The following is an 18,905-nucleotide window of genomic DNA, read 5'->3' on the forward strand; positions in this document are numbered from 1 at the left end:
CTCAGCCGGGCAGCCGCGCCGCCGTCCACGCGCCCGAGGCGTCGCGCGTGTACTCGACGCGGTTGCTGGGGCCCTCGAGGTCGCCGCGCCAGAAGGTGAGGCGGTGCGGACGCACCCGGTAGCCGACCCAGTGCTCGGGCGGGTCGAGCTCGCCCTCGGGATGCGCGGCGGCGAACGCCTCCCACCGGGCCACGCGCTCGGCGCGGGGGAGCTGCGCGAGCTCGGCCGAGTTCATCCACGCGAGCAGCTGGAGGTAGCGCGAGCGGACGCGGAAGACGGCGGCCGCCTCGTCGGCGCCGACCGGTGCGGCGTCGCCCGCGACCGTCAGCTGGCGCGCGTGCTCGACCCACGGGAGCACGAGCGAGACGCGGCTGTCGGCGGCGAGCTCGCGCGCCTTGCGCGTGCGCGCGTCGGTGTGGAAGGTGAGCCCCTGCGCGTCGAAGTCGCTGAGCAGCACGCTGCGCGAGTCGGGGTACCCGTCGGCACCGATCGTCGTGAGCGTCATCAGCGGGCGCAGTTCGTCGTCGTTGGCCGGCAGCCACGCGGCGAGCAGCTGCATCGGGTCGGCGAGCACCTCGTCGGGATTCTGCTGGTCGTGCCCGAACCGGTTGGTGCTGGTGATGATGACGGGGGGGTCGTCGTGGTGCATGGTTCCTCTTCCTACTGCGCGGCGCGGAAGCGCGCCACCTCGCCGAGCGCACGGGCGGCCTGGTCGACCGCGGACTCGAACAGCGCGGCGCCGTGCGCGGCGTTCGCCCGCGTCGGGTCGCCGATCACGCCGCCGGAGCCGAAGTCGTCGCTCAGCCAGCCGAACGTGACGGGCGTACCGGCGAAGCCGATCATCGGCGTGTCGAGCAGGTGCTCGGGCACGGCGCGCTCGGCGGACGAGAGATCGACGAGCTCGGGGCGCAGGTGCAGCAGCAGCGAGGTCTCGCCGTGGCCGCCGTGGATGCCCATGCCCAGCTCGTCACCGCCCTCGTCGCCGTCGCCCGGCGGCACGCGGATGCCCGTGAAGAACGTCTGCAGCCCGAACCGGCGCCGCAGCTCGCGCAGCGCCACCCCGAGCGGGGCCACGTTGCCGCCGTGGCCGTTCAGGAACACCACGCGCCGGGCGGGTGTGGCGGCGATCGCGCGGCCGAGGTCGACGAGCGTGGCGTGGAACGTCTCGGCCGAGAGCCACATCGTGCCGGGGGCCCAGGCGTGCTCGTCGGACTTCGTGTACGCGAGCGACGGCAGCAGCCATGCGTCCACGCCCGCCGCGGCCGCGCGGTCGACGGCGGCCGCGGCGACCTCCTCGGCCATGATGCGATCGGTCGCGAGCGGCAGGTGCGGGCCGTGGTGCTCGATCGCGCCGGTCGGCACGACCACCACGGAGTCGGCGGTGAGGTGCTCCGCGACCCACGGGCCGCTGCGCTCGTCGAGGCGCCTGCTCACGCCGGGGCCTTGCCGTACATGAGCGGGTTCGAGGCGGCATCCGACTCGGGCAGCTTGCCCGGGTTCAGGATGCCCGACGGGTCGGTCAGCGCCTTGCGCGCCCGGGTCTCCTCGACCCGCACGTCGACGAACCACTGGTGCGGGTTGTGCGTGTGCACGCCGAGCTCGCCGAGCGCGGCCATGCCCGCGAGCACCGCCTCCTCGCTCTCGTAGCGGCCGGCGAGCATGCCGATCGGGCGGCCCTTCTGCGCCTCGGCGTGCAGCATCGCGCCCGGGTACACCTGGTGCACCTCGTCGATGCGCTCGATGAGCGCCATGCCGCCGACCTCCACGTGGAAGTACTCGCCCGGGTACGCCTTCTGCAGCCACTCGATCGGGTGGTTGTACGAGATCATGCTGAGGCGCATGACCTCCTTGGCGCCCTCGGCGACCAGCTCCACCCGCCCGCCCGCGGCCTCCACGAGCGCGGTCGCATCGGCGACGGATGCCTCGTCGAGGATGCCCCGCAGGCTCACCCGCCCCGCGGGGATGCCCGGGTTCGACGGCAGCGCGTCGGCGAGCGTCGGCAGGTCGGTCGAGACCAGCCGGGGGGTCGGCTCGAGGTCGGCGAACGGCATCAGCAGCCCGAGCGCGGCGGGGAAGGCGTCGGCGTCGAAGCTCGCGTAGAACGCCCGCCACTGCTGCAGCGGCTCGAGGGCGACCGTCGCACGGGCGATGACGCCCGCGGTGCCGTAGTTGTGCAGGTACTCCTGCGCCTCGTCGCCGGTCACATGGTGCAGGCCGGACCCGTCGGCGTGCACGACGTCGAGCGCGATCACGAACGGCCCGCCGGCGATCACGCCGTGCGCGATCGACCCGGTGCCGCCCGACCCTCCCGACAGGAACCCGCCGAGCGTCGACTGCGCCGTCGACGGGTACATCAGGAGCTGCTGCCCGGCGGCCCAGGCCGCGTTCTCGATCTGCGCCATCACCGCGCCGGCCTCGGCCGTGACGAAGCCGTCGCCGACCTCGACGATGGCCCGTGCGCGGCTGAGGTCGAGCACGAGGCCGTCCGCCATCGGGATGCCCTGCCCGTAGTTGCCGGTGCCCTTGCCGCGCGGCGTCACGGGAACCCCGTGGCGCGCGGCCGCCTGCACGACGAGCGCGACCTGCTCGGCGTTCGCCGGATACGCGACCGCGTCGGCGAGTCCGAGCGGCAGCTTCGCGCTCACGACCGGCGAGAGCGCGCAGCCGTCGACCGACGCCCGCTCGCGGGTCGCGGGGTCGACGCTCACGCCGCGCGCGCCGAGCAGCTCGGCGAGCTCGGCGACGAGGGCGTCCAGTGCGGGGGTGGTGGGCATGCGTGGATCTCCGTTCAGTGCATGATCATGCCGCCGGTGACGTTGAGGGCCTGCCCGGTGAGGTAGGCCCCGTCGTCGGAGGCGAGGAAGAGCGCGGCGCCGGCGACGTCGGCGGGGTCGCCGAGCCGGCCGAGCGGGGAGCGGGCCGACCAGCGCGCGACGTCGTCGTCGGTGCGGGTGGCGGCGCCCATGTCGGTGAGGATGTAGCCCGGGCAGAGCGCGTTCGCGGTGATGCCGTGCGGGCCGAGTTCGAGGGCGGTCGCGCGGGTGAGGGCGACGACGGCGGCCTTGGATGCGGCGTAGGCGGCCTCGTTCGCGCCGCCGGACTTCGCGGCCATGCTCGCGAGGTTCACGATGCGGCCGGCGCCGGCGGCGATCATGACCGGCGCGGCGGCCTGGGTGGTGCTGAGCATGGAACGGGCGTTCACGCGCTGCACGAGGTCCCACTCGTCGGCGGTGATCTCGAGCAGCGGCCCGAGGCGCAGGACGCCCGCGTTGTTCACGAGCACGTCGAGGCCGCCGAGCGCCTCTGCCGCCCCCGCGACGGCCGCACGGGCGGCGTCGTGGTCGGCCAGGTCGACCGGGAACGCGCGCGCGCCGATCTCGTGCGCGGTCGCCCGGGCGGCATCCGCATCGAGGTCGAGCACCGCGACCGACGCCCCCTCGGCGGCGAACCGCTCCGCGATCGCGCGCCCGATGCCGCGTGCGGCGCCCGTGACGATCGCACGGCGGCCGTCGAGGCGACGTGCTGCGGTCATGGTGCGCTCCAGGTGCGGGGAAGGGGTGGGAGGGAACGGGCGCGGCGGCCCGGCCGGAGCCGGACCGCCGCGGGGTCGATCAGAACCCGATCGACTCGTCGATGAACTCGTTGGTGTAGATGTCCTCAGCGGTCAGGTCCTCGGGGATCTCGAAGCCCTGCTCGGTGTAGATCGGCACCACGATGTCGAACAGCTCCTGCACGCGGGCCTCGTCGAGGTTGCCGAGGGTGTCGTCCTCGCCGTTGCCGACGAGCTCCGCCTTCAGCGTCTCGACCGAGTACTCCGCCACGCCGGCCGAGTAGACCCAGCCGGTGTCGTAGGCCTCGACCAGCTCGAGGATGAGCTCGTTGGTCTCGGTCGGGTCGTCGAAGAAGTCGATCTCCGCCTGCTGCAGCACCGGCACGAGCTCGGTGAGGCAGTCGCTGTACTCGGTGACGTCGTCCGGACGCAGCGACATGACGGCCGCGTACTTCGGGTAGCCCGCGTCGTTGATCAGCTCGTACGAGACCGTCTTGCCCCACTCCGGGACCTCGTTCTCGTAGATGAACGGCTCGGCCGAGGCGAAGCCCTGCTGCGCGATCGCGCCGTCCTCCGACACGAACACGGCGGGCAGGCCGTCGTAGGTCGAGTCGATCTGGTCCTCCGAGAGGATGCCCACGCCGACGAAGTAGTCGATGTAGGTGCCGCCCGGGAAGACGCGGATGGTGACGCCCTCCTCGCCGAGGCCCGCGATGCCGTCGACGCCGGGGTAGGTCTCCGGGTCCCACATGATCATCTGCGGGTCCTTCTCGAGCGGCGCGAAGACGCCGACGGTGGGCAGGTCGCCCGCGTGGGCGATCGCCTCGTCGGTGCCGACGTACGCCATGAAGATGGAGTCGTCGTTGTACATCTGCGCGTTCGGCTGCGTGAAGCCGGTCGCCGGGCCGCCCGCCAGGATGGTCACGTCGACGCCGGTGTACTCGCCCGAGGCGTAGAGCGGGCCGGTGACGGACTTCACCGAGTCGTCGATCTCGGGGTCGGGGCCGACGAGCTCGTACAGGTGGCCGTGCTCCGACTCGGGGTTCCAGTCGGTCTGGATGCGGATGTCGGCGGGGCAGCCGGCCGCGGCGAGGTCGATCGAGCCGATCGTCATCTCGTCGGAGCCGGTGTCCTCCGACGACGCGTCGCCGCTCGAGGCGCACGAGGCGAGGGCGAGCGTGCCGGCCATGAAGCCGACGGCGACGACCGCCCGGGGCGTGTGCTTGCGCATGGGTTCTCCTCTTGGTGGATGGTGCGGTGATGGTGCGGTGGTGATGGTGGTGCGCCGGGATCCCGCGTCGCGCGCGCGTCCCGGGGGATCCGGCCGGACGGTCAGGCGAAGTCGTACCACTTGCCGACGACCCGCTTGCCGAGCCAGCCGAAGAACCAGAACACGACGACGCCGAACAGCGACGCGAGGATGATCGAGGCGAACAGGGGATCCGCGTTGAGGCGGGCCTGGTACTTCGAGATCAACGCGCCGATGCCGGGCGTGCCGCGCTGGAAGAAGAAGTCGCCGACGATCGCGCCGACGACGGCGAGGCCGGCCGAGATGCGCATGCCGGCGAAGATCGCCGGGAGCGCGGCCGGGAACTGCAGCTTCTTGAGCACCGTCCAGCGGTTGGCCCGCTGGAGGGTGAACAGCTCGCGCTGCCCCTTGTCGACCGACTGCAGGCCGAAGAGCGTGTTCGAGACCATGGGGAACAGCGCGATCAGCACGGCCACGATGACGCGGGCGGTGAAGTCGAAGCCGAACCAGAACCCGATCAGCGGCACCAGGGCCAGGATCGGGATGGTCTGCAGGATCACGGCGTAGGGGTAGAGCGAGCGCTCGACCCACTTCGCCTGGTTCATCGCGATCGCCCAGACCACGCCGAGCACGATGGCGATGAACAGGCCCGTGAGGGCCACGACCGCGCTGTTCCAGAGGGCCTCGAACATCTCCGGCCCGAGCCGCGGGTCGAAGTAGGTCGCGATGACGTCGTGCGGCGGGGGCAGCAGGTACGACTTCGACGGGTCGAGCACGAACGAGCCGACGAAGTACCAGATGCCGATGATGAGCGCCGCGACGGCGAGCGGCGGCCCCCAGGTGACGATGCCGCGGGCGCGGCGCCGGCGCAGCGGCACGGGGGCGGCGGTGCCGGGCGAGAGCTCGTGCTCGACCACCTCGGCCGTGGGCACCTCCTCGGCCAGCTCGTTCTCGACCGCGACCTGGTCGGTGTCGTTCGTGCTCATGCGCCGTGTCCTTCCCGGAGTGCGTGCGAGACCTCGCCGACGAGTGCGGCGTACTCCGCGGTGTAGCGGATCTCGGGATCCCGGGGCATCGGGAACGGCACGTCGAACGCGTCGACGATGCGTCCCGGCCGCCCCGACATCACGATGACCTTGGTCGAGAGGTAGACCGCCTCGGAGACGGAATGGGTGATGAAGAGCCCGCCGAACCGCCGGGCCGCGAACAGCTTCAGCAGCTCGTCGTTGAGGTACTCGCGTGTGATCTCGTCGAGCGCGCCGAACGGCTCGTCGAAGAGGAACAGCTCGGGGTCGAGGGTGAGCGAGCGGGCGAGCGAGGTGCGCATGCGCATGCCGCCCGACAGCTGGCGCGGCAGGTGCTTCTCGAACCCGGTGAGTCCGACGAGGTCGATGGCCTGCTTCGCCTTCGCGCGGCGCTCGGCCTTGGTCTGCCACTGCAGCTCGGCGAGGAGCTCGACGTTCGTCTGCACGTCGCGCCAGGGCAGCAGCGTCGCGTCCTGGAACACGTAGCCGACGCGGTCGGTCGCGACCGCGGCGTCGCCGTGCGAGGCCTGCTCGAGACCCGATGCGATGCGCAGCAGCGTCGACTTGCCGCATCCGCTCGGCCCGACGACCGTGACGAACTCGCCACGGTCGACCCTGAGGTCGACGCCCGAGAGCGCGATCGTGCCGTTCGGATACGTGAGCTGCACGTCCCGGAAGTCGAGCAGCGTGGTCGCCTCCGTGGTCGGGGCTGCCGGTTCGGTGATGGCCATGGCGGCGCTCACCCCTTTCCCTCGAGTGAGCCGGCCGGGACCTGTCCCGGCCGGGCGATCGTCTGGTCGACGGTGCTGCGGGCCACGACGCGCCCGCGGTGGATGACGGTGCGGGTGGCGGGCGCGTGGGCGATCGCCTCGCCGACGCTCGACGCGTCGATCGCCACGAACTCGGCGGCGGCTCCCGGGGCGGGTCCGGCCTCCGGCAGCCCCATGACGCGGCGGGCGCCGGACGAGACGAGGTCCCACGACTCCTCGAGCCCGAGGTGGCCGGCCGCGACGAGCAGCGCGGCGGTCTCGAACGGGTCGCTGCGGCCGATCGGGTTGAACGGGTCGCGCACGTTGTCGGCACCCGCCCCGACGATCGCGCCCGCGTCGATCAGCGCGCGCAGCGCGGTGATGCCGCGCGGGGTGGAGACGGGGTGCTCCCAGCCCTGCAGGTAGAGGTTGGTGATCGGCAGGCCGACGACCCCGATGCCGGATGCCACGACGGCGTCGACCGCCGCGCGCAGCTCGTCGGCGCCGAGCGTGCCGAGGCGAACGCTGTGCCCGGCGGTGCGCACGCGGTCGGCGGGCCAGTCGCGCACGGCGGACGCGTACTCGGTGATCGTCACCGGACCGTCGAGCGACTCGTCGGTGTGCAGGTCGATGCCGATGCCGCGCCGCTCGGCGAGGGCGACCAGGCGCAGCACGTCGGCGACGGGCTCCGGGTCGAGGTGCGGCGCGCCGCCGACGAGGTCGAGGCCTCGGTCGAGGGCGGCCTCGATCGTGGCGTCGTCCATGCCGATCGGGGGGAGCGCGACGAGTTCGAGGTCGAGCAGGCCGTCGAGCTCGGCGCGCAGGCGCACCATGGCGTCGACGCCGCGGAACGGGCGGTCGCCGGGCAGGAGGTTCACGTGGCTGCGGATCGCGGTCGTGCCGTTGGCGAGCAGGCGCAGGGCGGCGCGCCGGGCCCGGGCGAGGATGTCCTCCTCGGTGAGCTGCTCCTGGAAGGCGTGGAAGCTCTCGATCGCGCCGACCAGGTCGCCGAACGGGGGCTCGATCGCGTCCCAGGTGTAGGCCTTGTCGAGGTGCGCGTGCGGCTCGGCACCCGCGGTCAGCAGGAGAGCCCCGTCGAGGTCGAGGACCTCGCCCGAGGTGCCGCCGGAGCCCGCCGGGAGCACGTCGGCCACGACCGGGCCGTCGAGCGCGACGTCGCGCAGCTCGCCGGATGCGAGGCGGGCGTTGCGCAGGAGGGAGACGGGCTGGGGGAGCACTCGGTGACCTTCGGTACGTGGCGGGCCGCGCGTCATCGAGCGGTGCGGAATGTTGATACTGTCAACATCGACGACGATAGGGATGCGTCGTTTCAACCGTGTTTCCCGAGGATTTCGGTCCGGGGAAAGCGCCCGATGAGCGAGAGGAACCGCGCCGATGAGCCTCGACGCGCAGGTCGACCAGGCCGAGCTGCTCGGTGGTCGCATCCGCGCCCTCCGGCGCGATCGCGGACTCACGCTGGTGCAGCTGTCGGAGCTCTCGGGGCTCTCGCATCCCTTCCTCAGCCAGGTCGAGAACGGCCGCGCCCGGCCGAGCTTCACCTCGCTCGACCGCATCGCGACCGCGCTCTCGACCACCCAGTTCGAGCTCTTCGCCGAGATCGCACGCGCGGGACGCGGCGACGACAACCCGGGGTTCGCCGCGGGCGACGGCGTGGTCGTCGACGAGGGCGGCGGCGTCACCGGCCGCACCTACGCCGAAGGTTCGGTGCGCGCGTTCGCCGGTCGGCCCGCCGGGTTCACGCCGATGGAGATCACGGCCGACAACACCGCGTTCGGGGAGTACTTCACGCACCCCGAGGAGGAGTTCTGCTACGTGCTCGACGGCGTGGCCGAGGCGCAGGTCGCCGACCGCACCGTGCGGCTGCCCGCGGGCACGACCATCTACTACCCGGGCGGGACCCGGCACCGCTGGCGCTCGGGCGACGGCGGCCCGTTCCGCATCCTGTACGTCAAGGGCGCCGCGCCCGCACGAGAGGACGACTGAGCCCATGGACGCCGCCCCCGAGTTCGACGTCGTGGTGCGTCGCCGCACCGATCCCGTCGACCGGGTCGCCGTCCTCGAGCTGGTCCGTGCCGATGGCCTGCCGTTCCCCGCGTGGGAGCCGGGCGCGCACCTCGACCTGCTCGCGGGCGACGACCTCGTGCGCCAGTACTCGCTCTGCGGCGACCCCGCCGACGCGGGCACATGGCGTATCGCGGTGCTGCGCGAGCAGGACGGCCGCGGCGGCTCCGCCTGGGCGCACGAGCACCTCGTCGACGGCGCGGTCGTGCGCGCGCGCGGCCCGTGGAACCACTTCGCGATGGCGGATGCCCGCGCCTATCGCTTCATCGCCGGCGGCATCGGCATCACGCCGCTGCTGCCGATGCTCGCCGTCGCCGAGGCGTCAGGCACGCCCTGGTCGCTCGACTACTGCGGGCGCAGCAGGGCCACCATGGCCTTCCTCGACGAGCTGGCCCGCTTCGGCGACCGGGTGCGGGTGCACGCGTCGGATGCCGGCACCCGGATGGACCTCGGCACCGTCGCGCCCGCGCCGGGCGAGCTGGTCTTCGCGTGCGGTCCGCACGGCCTGCTGGACGAGCTCGACGCGCGCGCGGCCGCGTGGGCGCCGGGCACCCTGCACGTCGAGCGCTTCGAGGCGCGCGAGCAGGGCGAGCCGGTGCTGCACGAGTCGTTCGAGGTCGAGCTGGCCGCCAGCGGCGTCACGGTCACGGTGCCGCCGGACCGGTCGATCCTCGACGTGATCGAGGAGGAGACCGACGCGTTCGTGATCTCGTCGTGCCGCGAGGGCACCTGCGGCACCTGCGAGACGCCCGTGCTCGAGGGCGAGGTCGACCATCGCGACTCGATCCTCACGCCCGAGGAGCAGGAGGCGAACGACCGCATGATGATCTGCTGCTCGCGGTCGGCCTGCCCGAAGCTGGTGCTGGACCTCTAGCGGCTCACGCGCTCGCGGAGCGCCCCGACGATCTCGCGCTCGTCGCCCGACACCAGCACGCCGTCGCGCACCACGACCCGCCCAGCGACCACGACGTGGCGGGGCCGCCGGCCGGGTGCCGCCCAGAGCAGGCCCGCGACGGGGTCGGCGACACCCGCGTCGGCGACGCCCGAGACGTCCCAGACGCACAGGTCGGCGGCCGATCCCACGGTCAGGCGCCCGAGCTCGGGTCGGCCGAGCCCGTCGGCCGACCCCGCGGTGGCCATGGCCAGCACGTCGGCCGCCGCGAGCGCGGGGGCGCGCAGCCCGGAGACCTGCATCGCGAGTCGCGCGTCGGCGAGCAGGTGGCCGGCGTCGTTCGATCCGCCGCCCGAGGTGCCGAGCCCGACCGCGATGCCGGCGTCGCGGAGCCGGGCGACCGGGGCGACGCCCCAGCCCATGACGACGTCGCACCCGGGGGCGTGCGTGGCCGAGGCTCCGGATGCCGCGATGCGGCCGATCTCGTCGTCGCCGATGTCGCACAGGTGGGCGAGCGTCACGTCGGGCGCGAGCCAGCCCCACTCCTCGAGCAGCTCGAGCGGGCGGCGGCCGTACCGCTCGGCGGCCACCTCGACGTCGACCTGCTCGTTCGACTGCGTGCGGCGTCGCAGCCCGCGCCGGGCGGCGACCTCGCCCATGAGGCGGAAGGTCGCCTCGACGTCGCTGTGCACGCCGGCCGGGCCGACCGCGACCTGGAGCATGCCGTCGCCGGAGACCCCGCCGGTGCCCGGTACGAGCGCCTCGGCGATCGCGTCGGCCGACGCCGCCGCGGTCTCCGGGTCGTCGCGCGCCGACCCGCGGACGAAGGCCAGCCGGCCGCCGAGTCCGCCCGCCGCATCGGCGACCGCCGTCGCGACGCCGACGTCGTCGACGCCGGCGGGCCAGGTGAGGTGGTGGTCGGCGACCGTGGTGACGCCCGAGAGCAGGCCCTCGGCGATGCCGACGCGGGCGGCCGCTCGAGCGAGGTCCGGGTCGATGCCGGCGGCGGCATATGCGCTCGCCATGGCCGGCAGCCAGTCGCGCATGGGCACGCTGCGCGTGCCCGGCAGCGTGCGGAACGCCGACTGCAGCAGGTGGTGGTGGGCGTTCACGAGGCCGGGCGTGACGACGCAGCCCGAGGCGTCGAGCGTCTCCGCGGCGTCGGCGGCAGCGGCTGCGACGACTCCGCCGGCGAGGTGCACGTCGCCGCCGCGCACGACGCCGAGGGATTCGAGGACGGCGGTCGCGCCGGTCACGCTGAGCATGCGGCCGATTCTCGCAGCATCCGTGTGTCGGGCTCGTGAACGCAGTCGGCCGCCCGCTCAGCGACGCCGGGGCAGCCAGCGCAGCCAGCCGGGCCGCTCGTCGTCCGCCGGGGCGCTGGGCGCCGCGGGCTCCACGTAGAGGTTCGCCACCTGCTGCACGCCGCGCTGCGCGGCCCGGTGCGCGGCGGTGCCGATGAGGACTCCGAGGGCGATCGCCATGATCGACGTGAGCGCGGACGCGAAGTCGGCGAGACCCTCGGTCGTGCCGATGGCCTCGGTGAGGCCCGCGAGCCCGGAGGCGCCGGGAACGAGCAGCCAGAACGCCGGCAGGAACAGCAGCTGCGACGGGGCTCCGATGCGCAGCCCAGAGATCCACAGCACGAGCGGCGTCATGGCGAGCGCGCCGAGGAACCCGCCGACCGATGGGCCGGCGAGGCTCGCGCCGACCGCCTGCCCCGCGTAGGCGACCGAGAGCGCGAGCAGCACCCAGCCGAAGGTGCGCCCCGGCGCGGAGAAGTGCAGCAGGTCGCCGACCGCGATGAGCAGCACGCCGAGCACGGCCACCCACCACGGGAAGCGGCTCGGCGCGTCGAGGGCGACGTAGCTCGCGTCGCCGACGCCGAGCATCGTGCCGGCGGCGAGGATGCCGAAGGCGAGCAGCGCGAGCTGCACGAGGCCCGTGACCAGGCGCGACGCGCCGGCGATCATCTGGCCCGCCGCGAGTTCCATGGTCGCGGTCGTGATCACGCCGCCGGGGAGGAAGGTCACGAGCGGGGCGATGAGGAGCACGATCGGGTCGCCGACGGGCACGTGCGGCGCGAGCAGGAAGACCGCGGTCGCCGAGCCGAACGCCGCCACGACGGGGAACACGAGGGCGAGGGTGGGGGAGCGCACGAGCTTCGCGAGGCCCAGCACGGCACCGAGGCCGAACGCGATCAGCGCACCCTGCCAGGTCGGGGTGAGCAGCATCGAGAGGCCGGCCGTGAGCACGGCATGGCCGAGCACGCGCACGAACCACGGGTACCGCGGCTGCGCCGTGCCGATCGCGTTCAGCTCGTCGATGCCCGCGGCCGGCTCGACCTCGCCGCGCCGGGCGCGCCCGACCAGGTCGTAGAGCGCGGCGATCTGGTCGAACCGCAGCGCCGTCACCCGGCTGGTGCGCAGCGCCACGCGGTCGGTGCGGCCATGGCGCGACTGCACGAGGATGACGGTCGGCAGCACCACGAAGTCGGTGTCGTCGGCGCCGTAGGCCCGGGCGATCGCGCGCATCGTGTCGTCGACCCGGTCGACCGACTCCATGGCCGCGTTCAGCCCCTCGGCGATGCCGAGCAGGAACCGCCGCAGCGTGTCCTCGTCGCCCTCGTCCCGGGCCTCCATGCAGGTCAGGCTATCGGCAGGGTCGTCGGATGCCCCGCCTAGACTTGACCCCGCCATGACCTTGATCCTCGATCCCGACGAACCCGGCGGCTGGCGCGAGCCCGCCGGACAGGCCGCGACCGACGAGGCCCCGCGCGTCTCCGAGCACTTGCTGGACGGGCTCAACCCGCAGCAGCGCGCGGCGGTCGAGTACCGGGGCCCTGCGCTGCTCATCGTCGCCGGCGCGGGCTCGGGCAAGACGCGCGTGCTGACGCACCGCGTCGCGAGCCTCATCGAGACGAAGGAGGCGTGGCCGAGCCAGATCCTCGCGATCACGTTCACGAACAAGGCCGCGGCCGAGATGCGCGAGCGGGTCGAGGCACTGCTCGGCGAGGCATCCGGCGGCATGTGGATCTCGACGTTCCACTCGGCCTGCGTGCGCATCCTCCGCCGCGAGGCCGAGGCGATCGGGCTGTCCAAGGCCTTCACGATCTACGACTCGGCCGACCAGCGGGTGATCCTCAAGCGCATCATCAAGGACACCTCGGCCGACACCCTCGGGTTCACCCCCGCGGGCGCGGCCGCGAAGATCTCCAAGCTCAAGAACGAGCTCGCCGACGTCGAGTCGTACGCGCGCAACGCGAACCTCGACGACCCGCAGGAGGCGATGTTCCTCGACATCTTCCGGCAGTACACCCGGCGCCTGCGCGACGCGAGCGCGCTCGACTTCGACGACCTCATCGCCGAGACGGTGTACCTGTTCCGGGCGTTCCCGAAGGTCGCCGCGCTCTACCAGCGGCGGTTCCGGCACATCCTGGTCGACGAGTACCAGGACACGAACCACGCGCAGTACGCCCTCATCCGCGAGCTCACCCGGCCGGTCGAGCCCGACGTGGTCGCCGAGCTCGAGACCCACGGCGTGCGCATGCGCGTGCTCGCCGACGACGACGGCCGCATCCCCGGCGCGAGCCTCACCGTGGTCGGCGACTCCGACCAGTCGATCTACGCGTTCCGCGGCGCCGACATCCGCAACATCGTCGAGTTCGAGCGCGACTACCCCGGCGCGAAGGTCGTGCTGCTCGAGCAGAACTACCGGTCGACCCAGAACATCCTCTCCGCGGCGAACGCGGTCATCGCCAACAACTTCGACCGCAAGGACAAGAAGCTCTGGACGGCCGACGGCGACGGCGCGAAGATCGTCGGCTACACCGGCTACTCCGCCCACGACGAGGCGCAGTTCATCGCCGACGAGATCGACGCGCTGCACCGGTCGGGCGTCGCGTACCGCGACATCGCCGTGTTCTACCGCACCAACGCGCAGACGCGTGCGCTGGAGGAGATCTTCGTGCGCTCCGCGCTGCCGTATCGGGTGGTCGGCGGCACGAAGTTCTACGAGCGCGCCGAGATCAAGGACGCGATGGCGTACCTCATCGCGGTCGCGAACCCGCTCGACGAGCTCGCGCTGCGGCGCATCCTGAACACCCCCAAGCGCGGCATCGGCCCGGCCACCGAGACGCAGCTGGCGAACTTCGCCGACGAGAACGGCATGACCTTCCGCGAGGCGATGCGCGTGGCATCCGGCCTCGGTCTCGGGCCGAAGGTCACCGCCGCAATCACCGCGCTCGCCGAGCTGCTCGACGAGGCGGCCGAGCTCGCCGACCCCGCGCGCGAGGGCGGCCCGACGAAGGTCGCCGACGTGTTGCTGCACCTCATGGCGGGCAGCGGACTGCTCGATACACTCCGCAACAGCCGCGACCCGCAGGACGAGACCCGCGCCGAGAACGTCGAGGAGCTCGTCGCCCAGACCCGCGACTTCGACCGCGAGAACCCGGGTGCGACGCTGCTCGACTTCCTCACCCAGGTGTCGCTCGTGGCCGCGGCCGACGAGATCGACGACGAGTCGGGCACGGTCTCGCTCATGACGCTGCACACCGCCAAGGGTCTGGAGTACCACGCGGTGTTCCTCACCGGCATCGAGGAGGGGCTGCTGCCGCACCAGATGTCGGCGACCGAGCCCGGCGGGCCGGCCGAGGAGCGCCGGCTGTTCTACGTGGGCATCACGCGCGCACGTCGCAGGCTCTACCTCTCGCTCGCGATGAGCCGCGCCCAGTTCGGCGAGGTCTCCGTCGCCATGCCGAGCCGGTACCTGCAGGAGATCCCCGACGAGCTCATCGACTGGCGGCAGTCCCCGGGCGACGCGACCAGCCGCGGCGGCACCCGCCCGCGTGCGCTCAACGCCCGGCAGTCGCGCGAGCAGCAGCGTCGCGACCGCTTCAGCGTCGCGTCGGCGACCAAGGCCAAGACCGAGTGGACGAACCGGGTCACCGCGAACGTGCGCGACAACGGCGATCTCGAGCTGGAGGCCGGCGACCGCATCCGCCACGCCGACTTCGGCGAGGGGCGGGTCACCCAGGTGACCGGCATCGGCGCCAAGCGCGTCGCGCACGTGTCGTTCGACACCGCGGGCCAGAAGAAGCTGCTCATCAAGATCGCGCCGATCGAGAAGCTCGCAACTCCATAGCCACTCCATAGGCCACGCCCGAGCGGTGCAGAGGGTGCGGGCGCAGCATGGCGTCATGGCACTCCTCCACCACGACGCCCGGCGAACCGGCCTCCGCGCCCGTTCGCTCGGCGAGTACGCGCCGCGGGCGGCCCGCCGCCGCCTGCACGAGGACCTCATCCAGGCCGGCATCGTCACCTCGGTCGCGGTCGTGATCGCCCTCTACATCGCCGACGGCGGGCTCTCCCGCATCACCGGCATCGGCGACGCCGTCGGCGCGCTCGGGATCGCCGCGGGCCTCGTCGGCACCGACCTCGTGCTCATCATGCTGCTGCTCGCGGCCCGTACGCCGTTCGTCGACCGCACGATCGGCCACGACCGGGCGATGGCGATCCACGGCTCGCTCGGCAAGCCGGCGTTCCTGCTGATCGTCGCGCACGTCGTGCTGCTGCTGGCCTCGTACGCGATGGCTTCGGGTGCCGACCTCGTGACCGAGGCGGTCGCGATGTGGAGCCTGCCCGACATGCCGCTCGCAGTGCTCGGGTTCGCGCTCATGGGCGTCGTCGTGGTCACCTCGCTCGTCGCGGTGCGGCGCCGGTTCCGCTACGAGGTCTGGCACCTCGTGCACCTCAGCGCCTATGCGGCCGCCCTCGCCGCGCTGCCGCACCAGTTCTCGCTCGGCGGCATGTTCGCCGAGGGCACCTGGCAGCGCTGGTTCTGGATGGCCGCGATCGCGGCCGTGCTCGCCGCGCTCCTCGTCTTCCGGTTCGCGATGCCGGTCGTGCAGACGCTCCGGCACCGGCTCGAGGTGATCGGCATCGAGCCCCTCGCCGACGGCGTCGTGTCGATCGTGATGACCGGGCGGCGACTCGACGCGCTCGCGGCGCGCGGCGGGCAGTTCTTCATCTGGCGCTTCCTCGCCGGCGGCCAGTGGTGGCAGGCGCACCCGTACTCGCTGAGCGAGGCGCCGCGCCCCGACCGGCTGCGCATCACCGTGCGTGCGCTCGGCGACGGGTCGGCATCGCTCGCCCGCATCCGCCCCGGCACCCGGGTCGCGATCGAGGGGCCGTACGGCGTGTTCACCGACGACGCCCGCACGAGCGAGCGCATCGCGTTCATCGGCGCGGGCATCGGGGTCACGCCGATCCGCTCGATGCTCGAGGACGCCAGGTTCCGCCCCGGGCAGGCGACCGTGGTGCTGCGCAGCCCCGACGACGCGCCGCCCTACCTCTTCGACGAGATCGCGGGCCTCTGCCGGGCCAAGGGCGCGACGTGCATCACGGTGCCCGGTCCGCGCGGCCGGTCGGGCTGGCTGACGGATGCGGCCGATGCCGCCGGGCACTCGCTGGTCGGGTTCGTGCCCGACGCGCGCGACACCGACCTGTACATCTGCGGGCCCCGGGACTGGGCCGACCACGTGGTGGCGGACGCCGCCGCGGCCGGCGTTCCCGAGGAGCGCATCCATCGAGAGAGGTTCGACTGGTGAGACGACGCGCAGCAGTGGTGGCATGGCTGGCCTCGAGCACGGCGATCATGGCCGCATGGGCCTGGTCCGCGGTGGCGACGGGCGACACGGTGGCGACGGAGGCGTCCGGCACGGTCAGCACGACCTCGTCGTCGGGCTCGTCGGGTTCGTCATCCGACACGTCGTCGGACTCCTCGGCGTCCTCCGACACCTCGACGGGCACGACGGATGCCACGCAGGGCACGACGGATGCCTCGACCGACGCCTCGGCGACCGACGGCACCTACACGGGCGACGCGGTGTCCACGAAGTTCGGCGACGTGCAGGTGCAGGTGACCGTCTCGGGCGGCACGATCACCGACGTGACCGCGCTCGCGCTGCCCAGCCGCGACGGCCACTCCGCCCGCATCAGCCAGCAGGTCGAGGAGCCGCTGGCATCGGCCGCGCTCCAGGCCCAGTCGGCGGACATCTCCATCATCAGCGGGGCGACCTACACGAGCCGCGGGTACGCCCAGTCGCTGCAGTCGGCCCTCGACCAGGCGGGGCTCTAGGCCGTGCGGATCGGACGGAACGGGCGGGCGGCCTTCCCCGCGATGGGCACCGTGGTCACGGTGGTGCTGCCCGGCGCGGTGCCTGCCGACGGCCACGCGCCGGTGCTCGGTCGCGTCGTCGACGCGTTCGCGGCACTCGAGGCGCGATTCAGCCTCTACCGGGACGACACCGACCTCGCGCGCATCCGTGACGGGGCGCTCCGGCTCACCGACGCCGACGAGGTCGTCCGCGACGCGTACGCCCTGGCGCTGCGCTGGCGCTCCGCGACCGAGGGCGTGTTCAGCCCGCACCGGCCCGACGGGGTGCTCGACCTGGACGGCGTCGTGAAGGCGCTCGCGATCGAACAGGCGGGCGACGTGCTCGACGACGCGGGCGTGGCCGACTGGTGCGTCGACGCCGGCGGCGATGCGCTGGTGCGCGGGCACGGACCCGGCGGAGGGCCCTGGGTCGCGGGGATCGTCGACCCCGGCGATCGCGCCCGCGTCGCGACGACCGCGGTGCTCGACGGCGCACGCCGGGCGATCGCGACCTCGGGCACCGCCGAGCGCGGCGCGCACGTGTGGAGCACCCCGGGGCGCCGACCGCTGGTGCAGTCGAGCGTGGTGGCGCCCGACATCGTGACGGCCGACGTGCTGGCGACCGCGGTGCTCGCGGGCGGGCGGGCGATGCTCGACCTCGTCCAGCGCGACTGGGACGTCGACGTGTTCGCGGTGACGGACGACGACCGGGTCGTGCGGTCGGCGGGGTGGCCGTCGGCCCCGTCGCATCCGCTCGCCGCTCTCGGGTCCGCGCCCGCGGACCGGCCGGATCAGGCCACGCTCACGCCGAGCAGCGCGCCGATCGCGTAGGTGACCGCGAGCGCGAGCGCGCCGCCGATCGTGACCCTGAGGATCGCGCGCGGGCGCGGGCTGCCGCCGATCCAGGCGCTCAGCCAGCCGGTGATCGCGAGCGCGACGACGACCGCGACGAACGTGAGCGGGATGCGCCACTCGGGCGGGGGCAGCAGGATGGCCAGCATCGGCAGCACCGCGCCGATCGTGAACGACAGGGCCGACGCGCCTGCGGCGTGCCACGGGTTCGTGAGCTCGTCCTCGGCGATGTGCAGCTCGACCTCGAGGTGGGCGGCGAGCGCGTCGTGCGCGGTGAGCTCGCGGGCGACCCGCTCGGCGGTGTCGGACGACAGCCCCTTCGCGCGGTAGAGCTCGGCCAGTTCCGCCAGCTCCTGCTCGGGCATGTGCTCGAGCTCCCACTTCTCCTTGGCGATGAGCGCGCGCTCGGTGTCGCGCTGGCTGTTGACCGAGACGTACTCGCCGAGGCCCATCGAGATCGCGCCCGCGAGCACGGCCGCGACGCCCGCGATCAGGATCGCCGCGGTGTCGGTCGTCGCGGCGGCGACGCCGACCACGAGGGCGGCCACCGAGACGATGCCGTCGTTCGCGCCGAGCACGCCGGCGCGCAGCCAGTTCAGCCGCGACGCGACGTCGCCCGAGTGCGGGTCGGTGCCGTGCTCGGGCTCGGCGGCCCCCCGGTCAGCCGTCGTCATCCGTGCCGGTGCCGTGGTCGCTCGGGTCGTCCGGGTCGGGCTCGGGGTGGTCGAGGTCGTCGATGCCCGGCGCGATGGGGATGAGCGCGATCGGGATGCCCGGGGCGATCAGCAGGTCGGCCGGCTGCGGCCGGCCCTCGCCGTAGTTGACCCGCAGCCAGAACGGCTCGTTGTGCTCGTGCGCCGCCGTGATGCGGTCGCGGTACTCCTCGAACTCCTGCTCGCCGATCGAGTAGACCGCACCGTCGTAGGCGATGTTGATCCGCTTCACTTCGCCTCCTCCGCGCTGCCCTGCCCGGTGGGCTCCCGCACGATCTGGAGCCCGCTCGACGAGTTCGCGGTCGACATCAGCGCGTCGATCCACGCTCGGTTGATCGACGGCGGCCGGCCGCCGGAGAACTTGAAGTGCAGGGAGATCGACGGATGCATCCAGAGCGCGCTCCGCCCGTTGCCGATCGAGGTGTCGTCGCGCCACGAGAAGTAGAACGACTCGCCGCGGCGGAGCTTCGCGCCGATGACCAGCTGCAGGTGCGCGAGCACGCGGTCGTCGAAGTCGACCGTGAGGGTCGAGTCGTAGGTGAGCTTGCCCATGGGGTCGGGTACCTCCAGCGGCCGCGCCCCGCGCACGGCCGTCACCCATCATGTACCGCGACACCCCCGTGATCGCAACCCCTTTG

At 73.1% G+C, this 18,905-nt stretch carries 19 protein-coding genes; 6 read left to right on the forward strand and 13 right to left on the reverse strand.

Going from position 1 to position 18,905, the window contains the following annotated elements:
- Window position 1 precedes the first annotated feature (1 nt).
- From QMG39_RS11340 to QMG39_RS11375, 8 genes are all read right to left on the reverse strand, one after another.
- Window positions 2-649 carry a pyridoxine/pyridoxamine 5'-phosphate oxidase gene (locus QMG39_RS11340; RefSeq protein ID WP_281885036.1) on the reverse strand — a complete coding sequence of 216 codons (648 nt, stop codon included), beginning with the start codon at window positions 647-649 and terminating at the stop codon, window positions 2-4.
- Between the two features lie 11 nt (window positions 650-660).
- On the reverse strand, window positions 661-1,434 hold the full coding sequence (locus QMG39_RS11345; RefSeq protein WP_281885038.1) for a creatininase family protein: 774 nt from the start codon (window positions 1,432-1,434) through the stop codon (window positions 661-663).
- The gene (locus tag QMG39_RS11350) at window positions 1,431-2,774 is read right to left on the reverse strand and encodes an FAD-binding oxidoreductase (RefSeq protein ID WP_281885040.1); all 1,344 of its coding nucleotides are present in this window, start codon (window positions 2,772-2,774) and stop codon (window positions 1,431-1,433) included. The genes QMG39_RS11345 and QMG39_RS11350 overlap by 4 nt, the downstream gene beginning before the upstream one ends.
- 14 nt (window positions 2,775-2,788) lie before the next feature.
- Window positions 2,789-3,532: an SDR family NAD(P)-dependent oxidoreductase gene (locus tag QMG39_RS11355; RefSeq protein ID WP_281885042.1), complete on the reverse strand. Its 744-nt coding sequence runs from the start codon at window positions 3,530-3,532 to the stop codon at window positions 2,789-2,791.
- A gap of 79 nt (window positions 3,533-3,611) precedes the next feature.
- Window positions 3,612-4,781, reverse strand: a complete 1,170-nt coding sequence (locus tag QMG39_RS11360; protein WP_281885044.1) for an ABC transporter substrate-binding protein — start codon at window positions 4,779-4,781, stop codon at window positions 3,612-3,614.
- 101 nt (window positions 4,782-4,882) lie between these two features.
- Window positions 4,883-5,785: an ABC transporter permease gene (locus QMG39_RS11365; protein ID WP_281885046.1), complete on the reverse strand. Its 903-nt coding sequence runs from the start codon at window positions 5,783-5,785 to the stop codon at window positions 4,883-4,885.
- Window positions 5,782-6,555, reverse strand: a complete 774-nt coding sequence (locus tag QMG39_RS11370; protein ID WP_281885048.1) for an ABC transporter ATP-binding protein — start codon at window positions 6,553-6,555, stop codon at window positions 5,782-5,784. Before QMG39_RS11370 ends, QMG39_RS11365 begins: the two co-directional genes overlap by 4 nt.
- An 8-nt stretch (window positions 6,556-6,563) precedes the next feature.
- Entirely contained in the window at window positions 6,564-7,811 is a 1,248-nt protein-coding gene (locus QMG39_RS11375; RefSeq protein ID WP_281885050.1) for an amidohydrolase family protein, read from the reverse strand.
- Window positions 7,812-7,968: 157 nt separating this feature from the next.
- Here QMG39_RS11375 and QMG39_RS11380 point away from each other — a divergent pair, with 157 nt between their 5' ends.
- The gene (locus tag QMG39_RS11380) at window positions 7,969-8,577 is read left to right on the forward strand and encodes a helix-turn-helix domain-containing protein (RefSeq protein ID WP_281885052.1); all 609 of its coding nucleotides are present in this window, start codon (window positions 7,969-7,971) and stop codon (window positions 8,575-8,577) included.
- Between the two features lie 4 nt (window positions 8,578-8,581).
- Window positions 8,582-9,529, forward strand: a complete 948-nt coding sequence (locus tag QMG39_RS11385; protein ID WP_281885054.1) for a PDR/VanB family oxidoreductase — start codon at window positions 8,582-8,584, stop codon at window positions 9,527-9,529.
- Here QMG39_RS11385 and QMG39_RS11390 read toward each other — a convergent pair.
- Both QMG39_RS11390 and QMG39_RS11395 read right to left on the reverse strand, forming a co-directional pair.
- On the reverse strand, window positions 9,526-10,812 hold the full coding sequence (locus tag QMG39_RS11390; protein WP_281885056.1) for an amidohydrolase family protein: 1,287 nt from the start codon (window positions 10,810-10,812) through the stop codon (window positions 9,526-9,528). The genes QMG39_RS11385 and QMG39_RS11390 overlap by 4 nt on opposite strands.
- Before the next feature lie 57 nt (window positions 10,813-10,869).
- Window positions 10,870-12,189, reverse strand: coding sequence for a threonine/serine exporter family protein (locus tag QMG39_RS11395; RefSeq protein ID WP_281885058.1), 1,320 nt, complete (start codon window positions 12,187-12,189; stop codon window positions 10,870-10,872).
- Window positions 12,190-12,244: 55 nt separating this feature from the next.
- Between QMG39_RS11395 and QMG39_RS11400 the strand changes: the two genes are divergently transcribed.
- Genes QMG39_RS11400 through QMG39_RS11415 form a run of 4 tightly spaced genes read left to right on the forward strand, consistent with a single transcriptional unit; the run spans window position 12,245 to window position 17,533 of the window.
- Window positions 12,245-14,689: an ATP-dependent helicase gene (locus QMG39_RS11400; protein WP_281885060.1), complete on the forward strand. Its 2,445-nt coding sequence runs from the start codon at window positions 12,245-12,247 to the stop codon at window positions 14,687-14,689.
- 55 nt (window positions 14,690-14,744) lie between these two features.
- Complete coding sequence (locus tag QMG39_RS11405; RefSeq protein ID WP_281885062.1) at window positions 14,745-16,154, forward strand: ferredoxin reductase family protein; 1,410 nt, start codon at window positions 14,745-14,747, stop codon at window positions 16,152-16,154.
- On the forward strand, window positions 16,151-16,684 hold the full coding sequence (locus QMG39_RS11410) for an FMN-binding protein (RefSeq protein ID WP_281885064.1): 534 nt from the start codon (window positions 16,151-16,153) through the stop codon (window positions 16,682-16,684). The genes QMG39_RS11405 and QMG39_RS11410 overlap by 4 nt, the downstream gene beginning before the upstream one ends.
- 3 nt (window positions 16,685-16,687) lie before the next feature.
- A complete protein-coding gene (locus QMG39_RS11415; protein WP_281885066.1) occupies window positions 16,688-17,533 on the forward strand; it encodes an FAD:protein FMN transferase in 846 nt (281 codons plus the stop codon).
- On the opposite strand, the gene QMG39_RS11420 is transcribed toward QMG39_RS11415, so the two are convergent.
- The 3 genes from QMG39_RS11420 to QMG39_RS11430 are packed head-to-tail and all read right to left on the reverse strand — an operon-like array spanning window position 17,494 to window position 18,819.
- Window positions 17,494-18,228, reverse strand: a complete 735-nt coding sequence (locus QMG39_RS11420) for a VIT1/CCC1 transporter family protein (protein WP_281885067.1) — start codon at window positions 18,226-18,228, stop codon at window positions 17,494-17,496. The genes QMG39_RS11415 and QMG39_RS11420 overlap by 40 nt on opposite strands.
- Window positions 18,215-18,499, reverse strand: a complete 285-nt coding sequence (locus QMG39_RS11425) for a hypothetical protein (RefSeq protein ID WP_281885069.1) — start codon at window positions 18,497-18,499, stop codon at window positions 18,215-18,217. The genes QMG39_RS11420 and QMG39_RS11425 overlap by 14 nt, the downstream gene beginning before the upstream one ends.
- Entirely contained in the window at window positions 18,496-18,819 is a 324-nt protein-coding gene (locus QMG39_RS11430; protein WP_281885071.1) for a DUF7882 family protein, read from the reverse strand. The genes QMG39_RS11425 and QMG39_RS11430 overlap by 4 nt, the downstream gene beginning before the upstream one ends.
- Window positions 18,820-18,905: the final 86 nt, after the last annotated feature.

This window comes from Agromyces rhizosphaerae (assembly GCF_027925245.1).
Lineage (GTDB): Bacteria > Actinomycetota > Actinomycetes > Actinomycetales > Microbacteriaceae > Agromyces > Agromyces rhizosphaerae.